We start from the raw sequence: 18,491 nt of genomic DNA, 5'->3' as shown, positions 1-18,491 counted from the left end.
TGGAGGAATTAAATATGTTCACAGTAGACCACAGCAAAGGCGAAGCTTTTGAACCAATTAAACCAGGAGAATATGAGGCAACGGTTATTAATTTTGAGGAGAAAACAGCAGCTTCATCCGGAAATAAGCGACTTGTCGTAGATTATGAAATCCGTTCTGACGTTGAACAGGCATGCCAGGGCCAGAAAATCCTATACGACAATTTCACTGTTACAGATAATGCAATGTGGAGATTTCATCAAGCATCAAAGGCCGCGGGCTTCCCGAACGGAATGAAATTTAAGGATCATATTGAATGGGCAAATGCTTTCCTCAATAAACCGATCCGCCTAGTTGTCGGGGAAAGAGAGCACAACGGCAAAAAATATCCAGAAGTTAAAGCGTTTAAGCCGTCAGAAGCGCCGGCGCCGGATACCGGCTCAATTACAGTGAGCGATGACGATGTACCATTTTGATCACAAGAAATACATTTGAGGGAGTGTATGGCTCCCTCGTTTTTAAAGGGGAGTTAATACATGTACGATTTTAAAAATATACCACAAGAGCTAAAAAACGCCCCTCAGTGGATTCTATGGCGTTCGGAAGAGCGTAACGGCAAAAAAACGAAAGTGCCATATCAGATTGACGGCAGCATGGCTCAATCAAGCAATAAGAGAACCTGGTCCACCTTTGCCACTATCATGAAGTTTTTCAATGAACAGGAGTATGACGGCATCGGCTTCATGTTTTCTAAAGATGATCCGTTCATTGGAATAGATATAGATCACTGTGTAAATGACGGTGTTCTATCTCCTTTCGCTCAGGAAATCATCCAGACGATCAGCTGCTATACTGAATACTCCCCGAGTGGGGAGGGTGTTCATATTATCGCGAAAGGTAAGCTCCCATTACGCGGACCGGGCACAGGGAGAAAAAATATAGATAAAGGCCTGGAAGTATACAGGCATGGTCGTTATTTCACGTTCACCGGAAACAGTCTTGATGTTGGACCTGTGCAGGAACGATCGGAAGAGATCAAAACCATCTTTGATAAATATCTAACAGAGAGGGAAGAAGCAAAATCAGTCAGCGCCCGATCACAATCAGGAAGCGATATGAGTAATCTTTCAAATAAAGAAATTTGGGGAAGGATGTTCAACTGTAAAAATGGAAAAAGCATTCAGGACCTTTTTAACGGCCAGCTGATTAATGGCGATCATTCTTCCACGGATATGGCTTTATGTAATCACCTGGCATTCTGGACGGACAAGGACGCATCAAAAATGGATTCTATGTTTCGTGAATCAAATTTGTTTCGCGAAAAGTGGGACCGGCAGCATTCAGCCGACGGAGCTACATATGGAGAAATGACTATTGCTGCAGCTATCTACTCGACCGGCCCCACAATATCCGACCTGATGGAGCAGCAAGAGCAGCCGTATGAAGTGTATTTCTCGCAGCCGCAGGCCTCACAGGTTGCTGACACAGAGGAAATCATAGACACGCCACCGGTCTTTCATCTGACTGAGCTAGGGAACGCTGAAAGGCTTGTATATTACCATGGCAAGAATATCAGATACTGTAACGAGCTCGACTGGTTAATCTGGAACGGGAAGATGTGGGAGGAAGACAGCAAGAGGCAGATCGAGGCATTAACTGCCCAAACTCTACGGGCCATTTACGGGGAAGCGAAGGCCACGGAAGACGGCTACAGAAAAAAGCAGCTTAACGATTGGGCTAAAAAATGCGAGCGTCGCAATATTCGAATGAACACCATCCTGGATACCCGGCCGATGGTTGCTGTAAGAAAACAAGAACTCGACTCTCATAAATATCTGTTTAACTGTGAGAATGGTGTGATTGACTTAAAAACTGGGGAGCTGCTGCCACATGATCGTGATTTTCTATTCACTAAAATTTCATCAGTGGCTTATCAAAAGGATGCCGACTGTCCAAACTGGAAGGCATTCTTAGAAAGCATTTTTATAGATGAACAAGGTCAGCCAAACTATGAAATTATTAATTTTATGCAGAAAGCTATTGGCTATTCATTAACCGGGGATACTACGGAACAAGTCATGTTCTTTTTGTTTGGTAATGGTCGTAATGGTAAATCAACGTTTATCAATACAGTTCAGCAGCTACTGGGCGACTATGGCCGGCAGACGAACAGCGACACATTCATAAAAAAGAAGAATGATAGTAGCATCAACAATGACATTGCCCGGCTCGACGGGGCGCGCTTTGTGTCGGCCGTTGAGAGTGAAGAAGGTCAGCAGCTGTCCGAGTCGTTGGTGAAGCAGATCACCGGGGGCGAAAAGATGTCCGCGCGTTTCTTGCGCCAGGAGTATTTTGAGTTTACGCCAGAATTTAAAGTGTTCTTTACGACAAACCATAAACCAATCGTAAAGGGAAGCGACGAGGGTATCTGGCGGCGTATCCGGCTTGTCCCGTTCACTGTCACCATTCCGAAAGAGAAAGTGGACAAAAAGCTTCCGCAGAAACTTGCTGCAGAAATGCCTGGTATTCTCAGGTGGGCAGTCGAAGGCTGCTTGAAGTGGCAGAAGGAAGGGCTTAAAGAACCAGAAGTGATCCGAAAAGCAACGGAAGGTTACCGCGAGGATATGGATATATTAGGGCCGTATATGTCAGAAAGATGTGTTGTTCATCCTTCCGCAAAAATTGAAGCAAAAGAGCTCTATAAGGATTACAAAAACTGGTGTTATGAAAATGATGAGATTGAACTCAAAAATCGTGCTTTTTATAGACAAATTGAAATTCGAGGGTTTAAGAAGGAAAACGGAGCGAAAAATAAAGTCTTCTTTTATGGTATAGGGCTAAACAAATATCAGAGCCACTTGAATTTTTCGGAAAGGGTTAACGAAGGGGTTAATGAATCAAATGCAAACAGTGACTCCAAAAAGGTTACTTCTATAAATAGAAAAAAGCTATAAATCCTTTAGTACCAAGGGGTTAAGGCTCTATCTGTAGATTATAATTATTTTTAGGGTTAATAAGGGTTAATGATTTTGTTTGTTCCCCTCACATGAAAATTAATTAATAAAAAATAAATATATATATAGGGCTTTAATACAAAATGCATTAACCTTCGTTAACTCATTAACCCGTTTTGATAAAAAGAGGTGAGAAAATTGCACCCAAAACAAATTTGTTCCGACTTAGAGGTATTGGGCTCTCGTTTGGTTCTTGATGGAAACGATCTTTATATTGAGAAACCAGAGAAAGTCTATCCGGAACTTGAGGCGTTTGTCCAATCTTATAAAAAGCGAATTATCCGGTATTTGAAAGGTGAATACTCGGATCATGAACATAATGTAAAACAGACAATAGATAAAATCATTAATTATTTCATGGGCATTGATCAAGATATAAATAGAAAAATAGATGACTGGTTCAATCATGATTATGAATCAGTTATGAAGGTGATGAAATTGCTTGTTCTCCTTTGGGAGAACGGCTGGAGGGAGCTAAAGGAATCCGTTTCAAACTTTGAAAGTGAGGAAACGGACCGGCTTTCCATAGAAATTTATGATCGGGCCATGTCGTATTTTAAGGGGAAGAAAGCATGACAATTATTCACTATAACTATTCGGAAACGGAGTTAAAAGAAATTCTGGACAGCATGATCATTATTGTGGATACGAGAGAGCAAAAGAATCAGCATGTTCTTGATTATCTCCGTAAAAAGAAAGTGGCAATCAAGTTCAAAGGAATGAAAACCGGCGATTACTCGGCCATGATTCCCAAGAATGATGAATTTGGAATCAGCCGTGATATGTATTTGAATGCAGCAATTGAACGGAAAAATGGAGTGGACGAGCTAGTGCAGTCGATTAAAGACCGTTCTCGTTTTGAAAATGAATTGATTCGAGCGTCCAAGCATCCGTTCACTCTTCTTGTGGAAGACCTGGAAGGGTACCAAAAGATTCTTAATGGAAAATATCGTTCAAAGTATGAACCGAAAGCGCTGCTGGGCAGCTTGAAAACATTTGAAGTTCGTTACAACTTTTCAACGGTTTTTATCAGTCCTAATGCTACCGGCAATTACATTTATCATCACTTTCACTATATGGCTAGGGAACTGCTGAAAGGCGGGCTTGTGTAAATCTTAATAAAACAATCAAAGGGAGGATGTAACATGGCATTTGTAGGTTTTGAAGAATCGAAGGAAGTACGGCAACTGGCTGAAAGCATAATTGACGAGCATCACCCACATTTAAAAGACGCTAAACAGCAAATAGGTTTTTATCTCCGTGAGGGTAACAGCAAATGGGCAGGAAAGGCGAAGAAATGCACAGCATTCGAACGTCATATGACGGATTACATGCTATTCGTGTTTATCAATAAGGCTGCATGGAAGACGATGCCGGAGGAACAACGCGCTGCCCTGGTAGATCATGAGCTTTGCCATTTTACTCGTGAAGAATGGGAAGAGCCTGACCCGAAAGACCAAAGTAAATGGGTGACTGTGTACGGCGCTGCCACTGATCCAGACAGCTGGGGAATCCGAGAGCATGACGTTGAGGAATTCTCTGAGATTATCGAGCGCCATGGTTTATGGGATACCGGTATTGAAACATTTGCCGAGGCAGTCCGTGAAGCTGATCACCAAATGACCATTTCAGACGTGCAGCGCTTATCGAGGGTGAAATAAATGGGGGTAGTTAGAAACTATCTTTTAGGGGATTTTGCATACATCGAAACCGAACGTGAGTTCGTTTTGGTGATAAAAAATAAAATTTTACGGTCCGTATGATAACAGTAAATTTAAAGCCATTTTGTATGCGTTGGAATGTGGGCTCAAAAGTAATAACAGGTGATCAGGCATGAAAAGCATCGAGTTATTTGCTGGTATCGGGGGTATTTCGCTTGCTGCTGAATGGGCAGGCATTAAAACAGTAGCATTCTGTGAACGAAATGTCTTCTGTCAGAGGGTTTTAAGAAAGAATTTCCCGGGCGTTTTCATCGTTGATGATGTTTGCGCTTTGAACAGACGGCTTTTAGAGGAAAAAGGAGTGATCGAACCAGGTGAAACAATTGGCATTCTTTCGGGAGGATATCCCTGCCAGGGTGAAAGTGTTATCGGGAAAAGAAAAGGAGATCGGGACGATAGATGGCTTTGGCCTGAAATGTTCCGACTCACAAAAGAATTACGACCCGATTGGGTTGTTGGAGAGAATGTTGCTGGACACATCACAATGGGTTTGGACACAGTCCTCTCCGATTTGGAAAGTGAAAACTACCAAGCAAGGGTATTCGTACTTCCGGCTGTCAGTGTCGGTGCGCCGCATCAAAGATACAGGACATTTATTGTTGCCCACTCCGGCCGCCAGTCAAAATCACAAACCGATCAGGCCTTTAACTCCTTCGGAAGCGAAGGGAACACACGGGGTGATCTTGCCAGGTGGCTTGGGCCATCAATTTCCCCATCTTACTGGCAAATACATCAATCCCCAGCTGTTGGAGTGGATGATGGGTTTCCCAATCGGGTGGACAGAAGTATAGCTTTAGGAAACGCAGTTGTCCCTCAGCAGATTTACCCGATATTCAAAGCTATTATGGATCAGGAGGCGACAAAGTGATTATCTCTATTGTAGCAACTCTCTTCATGTTTAATTCAGGTGCACTTATCTTGTGGATTTGCTTAACCGAACGTCGTATACAAAAATGGGAACGCGAAAAATAGAGGAAAGGAGGACGGGTGTGACAGAACAACTTTCATTCCTTCATCCTGTGGATTTGAAGGCAGTCCGAAAAATCGTGATCAAAGAACTCAAAGATTATCGAGCTTTGAAAGTACAGCTTGAGAATAAAAAGGAATCGGTTGACGCTGGCATCAGCCCGTTTCCTTCTATCAGAGACTCTTTCATATTAAATGAATTGAAAGTCAAACAGATGGAACGGGCGTTAGAAAACAGCCTGGACGATGAAGAACGCTTGATCATTGAGAAAAAATACTTAACCGCCAGCCAAACAAAAGACATTCATATCTATATGGAACTTGGCATAAAAAAGGACACCTATTATGAAATAAAACAGCGTGCCATCCTACGTATTGCCACAGCACTCGGAATTATCTGAGTGCTTTTTCATGTCGTATTTAAGAGTAATAAGAGCTATAATTGGAATTGGAGAAAATTTCATAGAGAGGAATATAAAAAATGACAGATATCTTTAATTCAGTTGCTGGAGATATAATTACCTACATAATACTTGGTTTAGTGGGTTTTGCATTGATTAATCCTATCCGATCTAAATTAAATAAAAAAAAGGAAAAAAAAGAAGAAGGAAACAAATTATCAGAAAAAACATGGGAGCTTGCTGATACTATACCCTTCCTGGCTACGGATATTAGAAGATATATTCATCTAAAAAAAGAGCTTAGCAGATTCGAAAAAAATAAAATGAATGATATGATTCCAAAGATTTCTGATACTATAAAATTAATAGAGAGTCGATCAATTGATACTATAAATAAAATTTGTGAATTCAATACTACAGAATTCAGTTCGAATTTTAGTAACCAATTAAGTACAATTATTAAAATACAAGACATGTGTAGAAATATCGAGAGGATAATTACTCTTCATAATAATGACTTAAAAGCAAAACTGGAATTATTGGATAACCAACAAGAAAATCTAGAAAAAATGCGTTTGACACTTATTGAACAAACAAGAACAATAGAATCTTTAAGCTGAGTCCAACCTTCTTTCTAGAAAAGGAAGGTTTTTTTATCGACAATTTCCCGACAAAACAGGGGACATTTTAGGGGACAAAAAGGGGGACTATTTATGTTTCAAATCTCGATAAACTTAACCTATCAACGAAATACGATAAATAAAACTTATCAAAATATACGGGAGAAGCGTCTTTCCCTTATCAAGACGAATTCGGATACGGAACAAAGGTGTTGAGGAATGAAGCCGAAACGAGAGGAACATTCTGAGCCTGGATAGCAGCTAGTCTGAGGCGTCCGTATCGGGAGAATAGTAATATCGTGTTTCATTGTGCGATCTTGCTATACTTGGCTTCCTCTCGGAGTATGTGTGAGATCAATTCAATTAAGCTGTTAGCATAAGGGGGTAAAGATTAGCTGGCTTTATGAGGATTTTTTGCCAAATGGCTAAAACTTCTAAATGAGTGGTCGATATTCTATTTGGGTGATATTATGACTAGAAATTTGGGAGAATCCAAAGTAATTCTAACTTATTTAGAAAATCGGTATGGAAAAATTTTTAATCTAACAATGGATGAAGAAAAGGAACTACAAAAAACAATTATTTTAGATCATGAAGAAGATGATCTGAAAAAAATGTTTAACAGAGTAGAAGGAGCCATTAACATTGCAAAAGATAGTCAGTCTTTGAATGTTCAACCTTTCTCGTTTTTCATGGTGATGATTACTGTTTTATCTTCTGCAGCTGTAGGGGTATTGACTGCTTCTATGGCATTGCTCAACAGCATTTTTGGAAAATATTTAGATGATAAAAAAATGAGCAAAAAAGAAATTTCAGATCTGTTGACCTCGCTTGATTTCACACCTGTTTTTCACTCAGTGATATGGGCTGTTGCTATACCATTTTTAATTGTCTTAATTGTATGGGGTTTATATCATAGGAGTGTAACAAAAAATATAGATAAACGATACAGTGTCTATATTTTATTGAAAGAGTGTATAGATGATTATGATAAAATAAAGCGTCAAGTAGAACCAACAGAAGAATAATATTATATGTTAAAAGAAAATTAAAGATGACAATAGTAAGCATCCAGCGGGGTGCTTTTTTTGTTTTAAGACTACCAATTATTTATGAAGGGTACTTTCGTTCGACAAATTCTGCAAATTGTTCCTTTTTGCACCCTATTCGCTGATAATTGTGATAGAGGTGAGGTTATGAATTTTGATACGAAATATCTTATTAGGTGGGGGATTCCAGGTTGGGTTTTTATGTTTTTAATTGGAATACCCTCTTTTTTGCTCCTGATCCAAAACGAATTAATTCAATTTAAAGTTGATATAACTAAAATTCTTGGTGTATTAGTTTCCCTAGCTTTTATAGGGGTAACAATAGGGTACATTATGCAACAAATTTATTTTTCATTTAGATGGTCTGGGAAAAAAGATGTTATTAAAGATGCAGTGAAGTTAGTGGATGATTTTGATAAACATATAAAAGAGGCAGGAATAAAAGAAGAGCAACGAAATAACGTTGAAAATTATTATGTGTTTGAATATATATGGCATAGAGAATTGGTGAGATTAAATGAAGATCAAAGAGATTATATTGCAGAACGATATAGACATATACTTAGCACTATCCATAGTTTAGGTGCTCTCAGAATATCAATCTTTTTATCATTAATCACAAACATAATCCTTTTCATATGTTTTAATGTTAAATGTTATTTTAACTCTCTTGTGGATGTGCAATTTTATTTGTTATCTTTTATAAGTTATGTTTTATATCTTTTGATAATTGGTTTGTTATTATGGATTGTTTCAAAAGGATTTAACCATTATTCATCTAATATGAATGCTTTTCAGGGCTATTTTTTAAATGAACTTATTAATATAAAAAAATTGAAAGAAAGCGTGATTCTAAATAGAGCACGCTTTTTTATATTCTCTGTAAACTGCTTCCGATAAATCTCAGGATAGACAATTGGCGGTTAACGGCTTGAGTGCGGTGGTAGTTTAGAGAGAATAAACATTAAAGAGAATCGTTCGACAAATTTCGCAATTACTTTCTTTTAAACATGGTTTAACCGATAATAAAAAATGAAAAATATTGAATTGGAGCGTTAAAATGAAGGATTGGAAACAATATTTATACCAACCAAAACCATTCTCTGAGTTATTATTAAAAGATTCTATTATTGTAATTGATACTAATGTTTTATTAGCCGCTTATCAGTGGAGAGAAGTGACTGTTAAGGAAGTTTTAAAAACTTTGCGGCGAATAAAAGATGAAGGTAGGCTTAGAATACCCTTACAAGTTATAAAGGAATTTTCAAAGAATAGAACAAAAGAAATAAAGCAAAGAATGAATGATATTGACCAGGTAATTTCAAGTTTACAAAGAGATAATAAACCCATAAGTAAACGAGTTCCAATGTTAGAGGGAATAGATATCCTTCAAAACATTGAGGTGCTACAAGGTAACTATCATAAAGCTCTTAACGAATACAAAGATGAGTTAGTAAAATTTAGAGATCATCTAAAAAACCTATTTTATGAAGATCATTTCATGGACAGCATTCTGGAAATTGCAGAAGGTGTCATTCTTTTTCCTCCGAAAGGAAAAACCGATAAGGATCTAATAAAAGAGGCTGAAGAGCGTTTTAAAAATAAAATACCTCCCGGTTATAAAGATAATCCAAAAGAAGAAAACAGTTCAGGGGATTATGTTATATGGTCATCAATTTTACAATTAGATACTAATGTGATTTTTGTTAGTGGAGATAAAAAAGAAGATTGGGTATACCAAGATAATAAAGGAAATCCAATTGTAGCAAGACGTGAATTAGTTGAGGAATTTTTTATGCAGACTGGTAAGGATTTTGCTCATGTTACGCCTAAAGATTTTATCACACATTTAAATCCTAGTGTGAGTGAAAATGTTAAAGAAGATTTGTCTAGTTATTTAATTGTAAGTGAATCAGATCAAAAAAGTATTAGTTCATTATATAAAAGTTTATTGATAAATATAGCTAATATATCTAGGAAAATAAAATTATTATGTAAAAAATATAATGTTCCACAAGGTGCTGATATTTTTTCTGCCTTAAATAATTTAGTGAATAAAGGTGTATTGGAAAATAATGATATGTATCAAATACAAATGTTGATTAATTTCACAGATGATGTAAAGAAGTATAAACCACCATATATTATTATATTGAAAGAAGTTGAGTCTTCGGAGAAAATTAATAGGCTATTGGAAAATAAATTAGATGAAGATGATGAGTTTTATACACATGCACCCTTATAGTAATAGGGTGTTTTTTTTATTATTGAATTTATGGAGGAATTCCAAATGGAATTAAAAAGTGAGCATTGCGGAGACGTTCATACAATCGTTTTGTAGGAGCAGAGAAGGAAGAATAGTGTGGTCGTTGGGTATACACAGCGCCCGGCTTGCCAGCATAGAACCATGTTCTTCGTGATAACCCCACAAATAAGAGACCTGCAAAAACGTATCAGAAGCGTAAAGAATCAATATGGAAAACCAAGAGACTAAAGAAAGCTGAGAGTCTTCTTGCAGAGTATGGACGTTTAAAAGAGTGCATTAGCCTACTTATGCAGCCATTAATAGATTAGGCAAATAAAGAGCTGAACCAATGAACGATTTGCATTGAAGGAGGATCAAGGATGCCACCTAAACCATTAAGGGAGTGTAAGGCCCAGGGGTGTAAGGCCCTTACCAGGGATGGGTACTGCCTTGACCATAGCAACGTCCAGCATGAAGAAACAAAACATTACAACAAACATTCAAGAAACAAAACAATAACAAGTTTTTATAAATCAACAGATTGGAAACGAACAAGACAACTTGCATTGATACGAGACAATTATCTTTGTCAGCACTGTTTGAAAGATCATTGCTTCACACCGGCTGACATGGTGCATCACATTGTGGAAGTAAAGGAAGAGTGGGCGAAAAGATTAGACTTGGACAACCTTGTAAGCCTGTGTAATGCCTGTCACAACAAGGTTCATGGTGGAAAGGGCAAGTGACCCTCCCCCCTATCCAAATCTCTGGAAAGGAAACGTTTGGAGAACGGCGCCCCCTCTTCTGCAAACAAACACCGCTTTTCAAAGTTCCAGAAAAACAAAATACCCTCCCGGCGAAATTGCCGAGAGGGCTTGGTACGACTGGTTTTGTTGTTAATTCCATCGTATCACGATTGGTGAAAAAAACAAGCAAAAAATGCATTTTTTTTGATGTGAAATGAGGTGAGAACATGCCGAGGCCTGCAAAATCCGCGACGCTTCAATTGATACAGGGCAACCCAAATAAAAAGAATACGGAAGAGCTGGCCGCCCGGGCTGAGCACGAGAAGAAAATGAAAATGCGATCCGATAATATAAAACCGCCAACGTGGTTGGATAAGGTCGGGAAAAAAGAATTCAAACGGATTGCTGCTCTATTAACAGAAGTTGAAATCATCACGGAAGCGGACATCAGCATGTTGGCTGCCTATTGTAACGCATATTCGCAGTATGTATCAATTTCTAAAATCATTGAAGAAGACGGGATCATGGTTCATACAGAAGGAAAAGACGAAGACGGCAACCCAATAAAGCTTGTTGGTGAAGAACATCCGTTATTAAAGCGGCAAAAGAATTATTTTGATCAAATGAAATCAGCTGCGAATGACTTTGGCCTTACACCGTCTGCTCGGGCAAAACTTGCTATCACCCGTACCCAGGAGGAGCGGGAAAAGACGGCTGCGGAGAAGGAGTTTAAAAACGTATGAAGACAATCAAACAGTTTCTCATTGATTACTCGCGCGAAGTGATATCGGGTGAGATTGTGGCGTGTGAAAAACACATTTGGGCCTGTGAGCGTTTTTTAAATGATGTGAGTCGGGAAGGCACAAGGGAGTTTCCTTATGTGTTTGATGATGAAAAAGCCCGCCGGTTCCTATACTGGATGACCCAATTTAAACATACGAAAGGCCCTTTGCAGGGTGAAAACATTGTGCCTGAGCCTATTCAAATATTCATCTTTGGCAATGTGTACGGATGGGTGCATAAGGATACCGGCTATCGCCGATTTAAAAAAGTCTATTGGCAGGTCGGCCGTAAAAACACCAAAACGCAGAGCCTGGCTTGTGTCGGTTCCTATGAGGCAATGGCTAACGATGAATATATGTCCGAGGTGTACATTGGTGCCACAAAAACAGAACAAGCAAAAATATGTTGGAACGAAATTAAGGCACAGATTATGCAAGCTGACCTTTTGAACAAGCCGGAGAAAAAATATCGGATTGCATATGGAAAAATTGAACACCCTAAAACACAGTCTAAAATTGAGGCGCTTTCTAAAGATGCCGGAAAAACTGGCGATGGTTTTAACCCGCAATGCGGCATTATCGACGAATACCATGCGCATAAAACCTCAGAAATTTATGATGTCCTGGCTTCCGGTATGGCTGCCCGGGCTCAACCATTGATGTTGATTATTACTACGGCAGGATTTGAATTGAATAATCCTGCTTATCGTGTTGAATATGATTACGTGTCTCGCATATTGGACCCGAATAAGGTGGAACAAAATGAACAGTATTTTGTGATGATCAATGAGCTTGATAAAGGTGATGACGTCAAAGACGAAAAGAACTGGATTAAAGCTAACCCGATTGTCGCTGCCAATGAGCATGGATTGAATTATTTGCGCGGAGAGTTGGAGGTCGCGCTTGCCGTCCCGGAGAAAATGCGGAATTTCATGACAAAGAACATGAATATCTGGGTTAACATGCGGGAGAACGGCTATATGGATATGCAAGCCTGGACAGATTGTGGTTCTGATAAAATTCCGGATTTGAAAAACCGAGAGTGCTATGTCGGCATTGACTTATCAAAAACAATTGATTTAACGGCAGCATCTTTTATCTTTCCATTAGATGACGGCAGTTTTGCTGTAGAAAGTCACGGATTTATGCCGGAGGATACATTCCATGAAAGAATGAAGACAGATAACGTCCCATATGACTTGTGGAAGAACAAGAGGTGGTTAACGACAACAGATGGTGCCGTTGTTGATTACGACTATATCAGGGCCTACATTAAGAAAATGGAGAAAGAAAACGGCTGGCGTATCAAGGAAATAGGTTATGACCCATATAACGCCACACAGTTTGCTCAGCAAATGGAAGCGGATGGATACACAATGATTGAGATACGGCAGGGCGTAGCCACGTTGTCTGAACCAACAAAAGATTTTAGAGCAAAAGTCAAAGCGAAAAAAATCATTCATCCTAAAAATGATCTGTTAACATGGGCGATGGGTAATGCAGTAACAAAAGTAGACGCCCAGGAGAATATCATGCTTGATAAATCCAAATCAACTCAGCGTATTGATCCGGCAGCAGCTTTAATTAATGCGTATGTGCGCGCTTCTCAGATTAATAATGAAGTTGATTTAAATGCTTATATTCAGTCAGCTTCTTTCTCTTTCTAAAGGTGGTGTAAGAGTGAAGAAAATATTGAAGGGCTTTCTACTCTTTTTGAATGATTTTCTATTTATCATTGGAGCTGCTTTTGTTCTGACTGCTGCATATCGTTTGAACGCAAACATCGGTCTTATTCTGACGGGTGTCTTTTTTATGTTTTATGCTGCGCTTTTAAGCAAGAAAAGGGGGTGATTAATTGTTTTTAGAAGGATTGTTTTCAAAAAGATCAAACGAATCTGCCCCCTGGAACCTTGCTGATCCACCTGAGTGGATAGTTGATATGTTTGGCGGTTCCAAAACGGCAAGCGGCGAGCGTGTAAGTGAAGCTACTGCACTGGTTCATCCTGATGTGTTTTCCTGTGTGAATGTCTTATCCGATGATATTGCTAAACTTTCGATTCATACATTCCAGAAGGTTAATGGAAATATCAAAAGTGGGATGCATCATCCCATCGCTTCATTACTTTATCTTAAACCGAATCAATATATGACAGCTTTCACTTGGAAGAAGCTCATGATGACTCATGTTTGTACCTGGGGCAATGGATATTCGTATTTAAAGCCTGATAAAAATGGTTTTATTACTGATTTGCTACCGTTAAATCCGGCCCATACTCAACCCTATGTGGACCCGAATACAGGAATTTTGTGGTATGAAACCATCATTAATTCAAAAAGAGTGGAATTATATGCTGACGAGGTTTTGCATTTCAAAGGTATGACTGAGGACGGGATTAACGGTAAAAGTCCAATAGGCGTTATAAGAGAGCAAGTCGGGGCTCAATCAGCTGCTACAAAATTTAACGCAAAGTTGTATAAGAATGATGCGACTCCCAGGGGTATTCTGAAAGTGCCCACCTTGTTAGAGGAAGGCGCGAAGGACCGGGCAAGGAGAGAATGGGACAGGGTAAATGCAGGGAGAAATATTGCCATTATTGATGCCGGGCTTGATTATCAATCAATTTCAATGCCATTGCAAGAGGCGCAATTTGTAGAATCAATGAAATTTAATAAGGCTCAGATTGCCTCTATTTTTAAAGTCCCTTTGCATAAGATCAATGAGCTCGATCGGGCGACGTTTAGCAATATCGAACACCAATCTATTGAATATGTAAAAAATACGCTACAGCCGTGGTTAGTATCGTTTGAACAAGAGTTCATTACTAAGCTGTTTACCGATGACGATATTAAAAAGGGGTACTATACCAAATTTAATGTTAATAGCGAATTACGCGGTGATGCAAAATCAAGGGCTGAGTATTACGAAATTATGGAACGGATCAGCGGTTTGAATATTAATGAAATCCGAGCATTAGAAGAGCGAAATGCCATAGAAAATGGAGACCGTCATCTTGTTTCTCTAAATTACACGTTCTTAGATACGCTTGAGCAATATCAAATGAGTAAAGCAAGATCAGTTAAAGGGGGTGAAAACAAAAGTGAACAAGGAAGTACGTCATCTGACAACGAAAGTTGAGTTACGCTCTGCCGGTGAAGGCGAAGAGAAAAGGCATTTTATTGAGGGATACGCTTTGAAATTCGAAAAATGGTCCGAGCCGTTGGGAGGGTGGTTTAAAGAAATCATCAGCCGGAACGCCCTGGATTCTACAGACCTATCTAACGTAGTCGCTCTTTTTAACCACCGTCAGGATTATCCCTTAGCGAGAAATACCGTTTCTGAGGACGTAGGGAGGCTGGAACTAGAGACAGATGCAATAGGTCTCAAATTCCGTTTTATCCCTACAGACACGTCATACGCGAAAGATTTAATGGTGAATGTTAGAAGCGGAGTCGTTAATCAGTGTTCTTTTGCTTTTTCTTTGGATTACAGAAATGGAGAGCCAGATGAGTGGCAGCATAATGATGAAGAAGGAGTTTATGAACGGCGAATCAATGCTATAGATAGAATCTTTGACATATCGCTGGTCACAACACCTGCCTATAACGATACGGAGGCTGTTGTTAGTGAACGAAGCTTGGCTAAAGTGGAGCAGTTAAGAGAAATGCGTGCTGCCCCAATTGAAAAATTAAAAATGGAGCTTGAACTTTTAGACCTGACAATTTAGGTCTATTTTTTATGTCCAAATTCAAGGAGGAAATACGAATGACAGTTGCTATGACGAAAAAAGAACGTGAATTGAGACAAAAATTCACACAGAAAAAACAAGAGGCATCCAATCTTCTGAATGAAGGGAAGTCCGAAGAAGCCCGCAGTATGCTTGATGAAGCCAAGGCGCTACAAAAACAAATCGAGCTTATGTCAGAAGAGCGTGGCTTGGAACTGCCGGCATTGGGTGAAGAGCGAAACTTTGCACCGGAACTTGAACCAAAGCCTGATGAAGAACCCGAACAGCGCAATATCTTAACAGCCACAAAAGAGTACCGGGATGCTTGGTTTAAAGTGCTGACCGGACGCAGCCATGATCTTGGCGAAGAAGAAAGAAGTATGATGCAGCGTGTCCTAAAAGAAAATCGCTCATTGTCTTCTGGGAATGATAAAGACGGGGGATACACTGTACCAGATGATATTTCAAAAGAAATTCTGAAATCTATTCAGGAGCTAAACTCAGTACGTAATTTGGTTCGCGTTGTACCAAAAACTGCTCCATCAGGGAGCTATACAGTCCGAAAGGGTGTGGCTGGAAAACTTTATAACACGGCCGAGAAAGAACAAATCAAAGAACTGAAAAACATGGAATTTGATCAAATCTGGTATAACGTGAAGAAATTCGCCGGATTTATGCCTGCGCCTAGCGAGCTCTTAAATGATTCATTTGTAAACTTTGTTCGTGAGATCGTGGACTGGCTCTCTGAATCTGCTATCGTAACAGAAAATGATGAAATCTTTTACGGAGTAGGCGGCGAGAAGAACGTTGAAGGAATCATTTCTAGCGGGAAATTCAAGTCAATCAAGGCACCGTCTCTCATCACTATTAAGTTCTTGCGGAAAGTCAAAAACCAGATTAAACGAGGATACCGTAAAAATGCAAAATGGGTGATGAACACAGAAGCGTTTGAAACGCTGGCAAACATTGAGGACAAAAACGGCAGAGGTATCTTGGCTGAAGACCCTAGAAATGAAGACAATTTCCTTTTGTTTGGTCGTCCAGTTGAAGTCTATGACGAAATTGTTACTGACGAAAAAACACAAAAAACACACATTCTTTTTGGTGATTTCAAACGCGGCTATTTCATGTTTGATCGTCAAAAATTTGAAATCAAATCAACTGATGTGGGCGGAGATGCTTTTCTCACTGATCAAACATATTTCCGAGGTATTGAGCGTTTTGACGGTAAAGTTGTTGATCCAGAAGCAGCTATCATTGTGACTGATCTTGTTGTTGGAGAAGAGGCACAAGTGGAAACACCATCGACTGAATCTGCGGACTTAGGTAAATAAAAAACGAAAGGATTGATTTAACATGGCAGATTTTTTAAATGAAAGTAACGGAGCAAAAACATCAGCAAGAGACAATGGATCAGGGGAACCAATTACGGATGTCTCTATCGCAGACAACAGCGAACAAAATCCTCTCTATGTAAAAGGCCTTCAAGGCGAACCCGGGCCTCAAGGTCCTAAAGGGGATACCGGTCCGCAGGGTCCAAAGGGAGACAAAGGAGATACTGGTCCTCAAGGTCCAAAAGGAGGTGCTGGACCACAAGGTGAGCCAGGTCCCCAAGGTCCAAAGGGTGACAAGGGTGATCCTGCTGTTATCGGTGAACAATCCATCTCGCATGAAATGCTGCAGGAAAAATCAGTCCGTAGCATTAACATTGGAGCGGGCAGCGTTATGATGGACCACTTAAATAGTGAAGTGAAAAACGTATTAGATGGGCTTCAAAAACAAATTGATGAGCTGAAACCTTCAAAGTCTGCCGAATGAAAGACAGGTGATGTCGAATGACAGAAGAAGAAAAAGTTGAATTAGAGAAGGCAAAAAAGTTCCTCCGGGTTGATGGTGACCAGGAGGATGATTTGATTTTAGACTTTATTGAATCTGCAAAAGAATATATTACATCTGCCACCGGTCTTACATTTCCGAATAACTCAGCACGGGCAGCTATGTGCGTAAAAGCTTTTGTGACACATTGGTATGAAAACAGGGAGATTGCCGGCACGACATCCAATTTGGACGGCGTGCTGACTATGATGATCAATCAATTGAAATATACGGTCCCCGAGGTGAAGCCTAATGCTGAATGATATGCGTTACAGGATTCAATTTCAGAAAAAGAAGCCTGCTGGTCGTCTGCCTGTGGATGGAAAGGACAGCTGGGAAACGGTTATTGAATGCTGGGCTAAAGCTGAGGGTTTAAAAGGCCGAGAATATTATGCTGCGGCTGCGATCCAGAAGGAAAAGACAGTGGAATTTACAATTCGACATCGCGAAGACATAGACGAGCATATGCGAATCATCTTTCGTGAAAAAGCTTATGAAATCGAGTCGATCTTGCCTAACTATTCGCGCCGGCATTTCATTACAATTAAAGCAAATGTGGTGAGTTGATGAATTTCGAGCTGGAATTGAAGGGGTTTAAAGAACTGGAAACTACATTCGCAGACTTAGCCCGCAAGGACGAAAAAATCCATAAAGCAACCGTAAAAGCAGGCGGTGCTGTATTGGCGGAAGTAATCAATGATAATGCTCCGCGGTCAGCTATTGGGGGTAAGCACCCTCACATTGACGAGGACATTATAGTTGGAAACAGGATAAAGCGAGATGAAGACGGAGAAATATATGCCGTTGTCGGCCCCACAAAGGACACTAAATTCCGTGTTCACTTGCCGGAGTTTGGAACCATTCATCAGGCAGCAAATCCTTTTATTCGAAACAGTATGATTCAGGCAAATGTTAAGATGCTTGATGCTATGGAAAAGGTCATAAAGGCGGGGTATAAGCTATGACTCTTTTAAACCTCATCGAAAGATCAATGCAATTAAAGGACAAGGTATTTGAAGCGCTGGAAACCCATCCGGCGCTTTTATTATTAATTGATCCTGCAAATATTTATGAATTGGCCGTACCAGAAGGGCTTGAAAGTTCTCCTCCTTACATTGTGGTTCAGGAGATAGACTACAGAACAACTAAATGGGCTGATGGGAAGCCGATACAAGACAGCGCCGTTTATCAGATTGATGTGTACCACAATAGTTCATGCGATCCTATTTTTGCCCCTATTGTGGACGTAATGGGCGGCCTGGAATTTCAGACAACGGTCCCTATCAATGAATTTTTACAAAAAGAACGGCTTATTCGAAAAGGATATCGGTTCGAAGCGAACATTTTATTATAATTGGAGGTTTTAAG

The 18,491-nt window shown here is 39.7% G+C and carries 23 protein-coding genes; all 23 read left to right on the top strand.

Features of this window, described 5'->3' with window-relative positions:
- Positions 1-14 precede the first annotated feature (14 nt).
- Positions 15-455 carry a DUF669 domain-containing protein gene (locus tag AU387_RS11645; RefSeq protein WP_059335752.1) on the top strand — a complete coding sequence of 147 codons (441 nt, stop codon included), beginning with the start codon at positions 15-17 and terminating at the stop codon, positions 453-455.
- Between the two features lie 60 nt (positions 456-515).
- On the top strand, positions 516-2,933 hold the full coding sequence (locus AU387_RS11640) for a phage/plasmid primase, P4 family (protein ID WP_059335751.1): 2,418 nt from the start codon (positions 516-518) through the stop codon (positions 2,931-2,933).
- 198 nt (positions 2,934-3,131) lie between these two features.
- Complete coding sequence (locus AU387_RS11635) at positions 3,132-3,569, top strand: hypothetical protein (protein WP_059335750.1); 438 nt, start codon at positions 3,132-3,134, stop codon at positions 3,567-3,569.
- Positions 3,566-4,105 carry an ERCC4 domain-containing protein gene (locus tag AU387_RS11630; RefSeq protein WP_059335749.1) on the top strand — a complete coding sequence of 180 codons (540 nt, stop codon included), beginning with the start codon at positions 3,566-3,568 and terminating at the stop codon, positions 4,103-4,105. The genes AU387_RS11635 and AU387_RS11630 overlap by 4 nt, the downstream gene beginning before the upstream one ends.
- 33 nt (positions 4,106-4,138) lie before the next feature.
- Entirely contained in the window at positions 4,139-4,654 is a 516-nt protein-coding gene (locus AU387_RS11625) for a putative metallopeptidase (protein ID WP_019260090.1), read from the top strand.
- A 172-nt stretch (positions 4,655-4,826) separates the two neighbouring features.
- Positions 4,827-5,582, top strand: coding sequence for a DNA cytosine methyltransferase (locus tag AU387_RS11620; protein WP_059335748.1), 756 nt, complete (start codon positions 4,827-4,829; stop codon positions 5,580-5,582).
- 121 nt (positions 5,583-5,703) lie between these two features.
- A complete protein-coding gene (locus tag AU387_RS11615; protein ID WP_232460786.1) occupies positions 5,704-6,081 on the top strand; it encodes an ArpU family phage packaging/lysis transcriptional regulator in 378 nt (125 codons plus the stop codon).
- An 80-nt stretch (positions 6,082-6,161) separates the two neighbouring features.
- A complete protein-coding gene (locus tag AU387_RS11610; protein WP_059335747.1) occupies positions 6,162-6,701 on the top strand; it encodes a hypothetical protein in 540 nt (179 codons plus the stop codon).
- A gap of 470 nt (positions 6,702-7,171) precedes the next feature.
- Positions 7,172-7,729: a hypothetical protein gene (locus AU387_RS11605; protein ID WP_063623057.1), complete on the top strand. Its 558-nt coding sequence runs from the start codon at positions 7,172-7,174 to the stop codon at positions 7,727-7,729.
- A gap of 168 nt (positions 7,730-7,897) precedes the next feature.
- The gene (locus AU387_RS11600) at positions 7,898-8,650 is read left to right on the top strand and encodes a BA5345 family protein (RefSeq protein WP_059335745.1); all 753 of its coding nucleotides are present in this window, start codon (positions 7,898-7,900) and stop codon (positions 8,648-8,650) included.
- 160 nt (positions 8,651-8,810) lie between these two features.
- Positions 8,811-9,995: a PIN-like domain-containing protein gene (locus AU387_RS11595; RefSeq protein WP_059335744.1), complete on the top strand. Its 1,185-nt coding sequence runs from the start codon at positions 8,811-8,813 to the stop codon at positions 9,993-9,995.
- A gap of 380 nt (positions 9,996-10,375) precedes the next feature.
- Entirely contained in the window at positions 10,376-10,741 is a 366-nt protein-coding gene (locus AU387_RS11590) for an HNH endonuclease (protein ID WP_059335743.1), read from the top strand.
- A gap of 227 nt (positions 10,742-10,968) precedes the next feature.
- Entirely contained in the window at positions 10,969-11,484 is a 516-nt protein-coding gene (locus tag AU387_RS11580; RefSeq protein ID WP_059335742.1) for a phage terminase small subunit P27 family, read from the top strand.
- A complete protein-coding gene (locus AU387_RS11575; protein ID WP_059335741.1) occupies positions 11,481-13,190 on the top strand; it encodes a terminase large subunit in 1,710 nt (569 codons plus the stop codon). Before AU387_RS11580 ends, AU387_RS11575 begins: the two co-directional genes overlap by 4 nt.
- A gap of 13 nt (positions 13,191-13,203) precedes the next feature.
- The gene (locus AU387_RS21770) at positions 13,204-13,374 is read left to right on the top strand and encodes a hypothetical protein (RefSeq protein WP_162868971.1); all 171 of its coding nucleotides are present in this window, start codon (positions 13,204-13,206) and stop codon (positions 13,372-13,374) included.
- Positions 13,375-13,378: 4 nt separating this feature from the next.
- Positions 13,379-14,659, top strand: coding sequence for a phage portal protein (locus AU387_RS11570; protein ID WP_059335740.1), 1,281 nt, complete (start codon positions 13,379-13,381; stop codon positions 14,657-14,659).
- Positions 14,622-15,248, top strand: coding sequence for an HK97 family phage prohead protease (locus AU387_RS11565; protein WP_059335739.1), 627 nt, complete (start codon positions 14,622-14,624; stop codon positions 15,246-15,248). The genes AU387_RS11570 and AU387_RS11565 overlap by 38 nt, the downstream gene beginning before the upstream one ends.
- Before the next feature lie 38 nt (positions 15,249-15,286).
- A complete protein-coding gene (locus AU387_RS11560; RefSeq protein WP_059335738.1) occupies positions 15,287-16,582 on the top strand; it encodes a phage major capsid protein in 1,296 nt (431 codons plus the stop codon).
- Positions 16,583-16,604: 22 nt separating this feature from the next.
- Positions 16,605-17,066 carry a collagen-like protein gene (locus AU387_RS11555; protein ID WP_059335737.1) on the top strand — a complete coding sequence of 154 codons (462 nt, stop codon included), beginning with the start codon at positions 16,605-16,607 and terminating at the stop codon, positions 17,064-17,066.
- A gap of 17 nt (positions 17,067-17,083) precedes the next feature.
- The gene (locus AU387_RS11550; RefSeq protein ID WP_059335736.1) at positions 17,084-17,386 is read left to right on the top strand and encodes a head-tail connector protein; all 303 of its coding nucleotides are present in this window, start codon (positions 17,084-17,086) and stop codon (positions 17,384-17,386) included.
- Entirely contained in the window at positions 17,376-17,690 is a 315-nt protein-coding gene (locus AU387_RS11545) for a phage head closure protein (protein ID WP_059335735.1), read from the top strand. The genes AU387_RS11550 and AU387_RS11545 overlap by 11 nt, the downstream gene beginning before the upstream one ends.
- A complete protein-coding gene (locus AU387_RS11540; RefSeq protein WP_059335734.1) occupies positions 17,690-18,088 on the top strand; it encodes an HK97-gp10 family putative phage morphogenesis protein in 399 nt (132 codons plus the stop codon). The genes AU387_RS11545 and AU387_RS11540 overlap by 1 nt, the downstream gene beginning before the upstream one ends.
- Positions 18,085-18,477, top strand: coding sequence for a hypothetical protein (locus AU387_RS11535; RefSeq protein ID WP_059335733.1), 393 nt, complete (start codon positions 18,085-18,087; stop codon positions 18,475-18,477). Before AU387_RS11540 ends, AU387_RS11535 begins: the two co-directional genes overlap by 4 nt.
- Positions 18,478-18,491 lie beyond the last annotated feature (14 nt).

The organism is Bacillus halotolerans (assembly GCF_001517105.1).
Lineage (GTDB): Bacteria > Bacillota > Bacilli > Bacillales > Bacillaceae > Bacillus > Bacillus halotolerans.
Note: the sequence above shows the minus strand (reverse complement) of the source record. Positions and strands in the feature narration are given on the sequence as shown.